Source organism: Sphingomonas silueang, assembly GCF_040049155.1.
GTDB lineage: Bacteria > Pseudomonadota > Alphaproteobacteria > Sphingomonadales > Sphingomonadaceae > Sphingomonas > Sphingomonas silueang.
On sequence record NZ_JBDZDK010000081.1, the window covers coordinates 1 to 1,722 of the forward strand.

General features: G+C 68.6%; 2 protein-coding genes. Both read right to left on the reverse strand.

Features of this window, described 5'->3' with window-relative positions:
• Positions 1-1,339: IS66 family transposase (gene tnpC, locus ABLE43_RS23130; RefSeq protein WP_348980280.1), on the reverse strand; the 1,339-nt coding region annotated here is incomplete at its 3' end.
• 55 nt (positions 1,340-1,394) lie between these two features.
• A partial coding sequence (tnpB, locus tag ABLE43_RS23135) for an IS66 family insertion sequence element accessory protein TnpB (protein ID WP_348980281.1) occupies positions 1,395-1,722 on the reverse strand: 328 nt, incomplete at its 5' end.

The following is a 1,722-nucleotide window of genomic DNA, read 5'->3' on the forward strand; positions in this document are numbered from 1 at the left end:
TTCCCACGGCGACGCCGCGCAGGGCCCGCTCCGCGATGTTGTTGTCGATCTCCAGACGCCCGTCACCCAGGAAGCGGCACAGCGCTGGCCAGCGTTTGGTGCCATAGGCGATGGCTTTGGCCATGTCGGACTTGGGCGACAGGCGGCGAAGGGCAGCGTCGAGCACCTCGCGCAAGGCGTCGACCAGCGACTGGCTTCGTTCCTGTCGCGCTCGACGGCGTACATCCGGCGGCTGACCACGCACCTCCGCCTCGACGGCATAGAGCGCGCCGATGCGCTCCAGGATATCGGTGGTCAGCGGCGTGGAGAGGCGCTCGTGCAGGTCGAACACCTTGCGCCGGAAGTGTGCCCAGCATGCCACCTCTGTGACGCCACCGCGGTACAGGGCGTCATAGCCCGCATAGGCATCGGCCTGGAGAAAGCCGCGAAAGCCGGCGAGATGCGCCTGCGGGTGCGCCGCGGTGCGGTCGGGCGTGAAGCGATACCATGTTGCGGGCGGTGTCGTGCTGCCGGACGCCTGGTCGTCGGCGGCGTACACCCACAGCCGCCCGGTCGCGGTCTTGCCACGGCCGGGGTCGAGCACCGACACCGGCGTGTCGTCGGCGTGGATCTTGTCGGTCTTGAGCACCTCGTCACGGATACGGCTGACCACCGGGTCGAGCAGTGCTGCAGCTTGCCCGGCCCAGCCCGCGAGCGTCGAGCGGTCGATCTCGAGCCCCTGCGCGGCCATCATCTCGGCCTGGCGGTACAACGGCAGATGGTGGTCGAACTTGGAGACGACGACGTGCGCCAGCGTCGCGAAGGTCGCCTTGCCCCGCGCCACAGCGCTGACCGGCGCGGGTGCCTGGACGATCTTCTCGCAAGACCGGCAGCTGTATTTGGGGCGGACGTCGCGCACGACCCGCCAGCGCACCGGCACGATGTCGAGCATCTCGTGCGCGTCCACGCCCAGCCGGCGCAGCGCACCACCGCAGTCCGGGCAGGTGCAGATACCGGACGCCGGCTCGTGGACGACCTCCTCGCGCGGCAGATGCTCCGGCAGACTGCGGACCGGTGCCAGGCGCGGCGCTACTCCAGGCGCCGCAGTCTCGACTTCGGAAACATCCCGCTCCGTTTCCAGCTCTTCCAGCGCCAGCTCGAGCTGTTCGATCTCGCGGCCCAACTTCTCGGAGGAGGCACCGAACTGCATCCGCCGCAGTCGGGCGATCTGCCCGCGCAACGTGTCGATGAGCAGATCGCGGGCGGCGAGCGCGGCATTCGCCCGGGCGAGCGATGCCTCCAGCGCGGCGATCCGCGCGGTGGCATCAGCAGGGGAAACAGGCGCTTCCAGCACCCGCATTTCATAACAGATCACGCATCGACGGGCGAGAAAAAGCGTCGCAAAACCGCCGTTTTCACCCCGCCAGCGTCGGCGTGAACGTCCGCTCTGGGCGACGCCAGTCGATGCCCTCCAGCAGCATCGACAATTGTGCCGGCGTCAGCGTCACCGTGCCCGTCGCGGTCACCGGCCAGACGAACCGACCCCGGTCGAGCCGCTTGGAGAACAGGCACAGGCCTTGCCCATCGAACCACAGCAGCTTGACCAGATGACCCCGCTTGCCCCGGAACGCGAACAACGCGCCCGAGTGCGGGTTCTGGGCCAGCACCTGCTGCACCAGTACCGCCAGGCCATCGAACCCTTTGCGCATGTCGGTGACGCCACACGCCAGGAACACCCGCGTC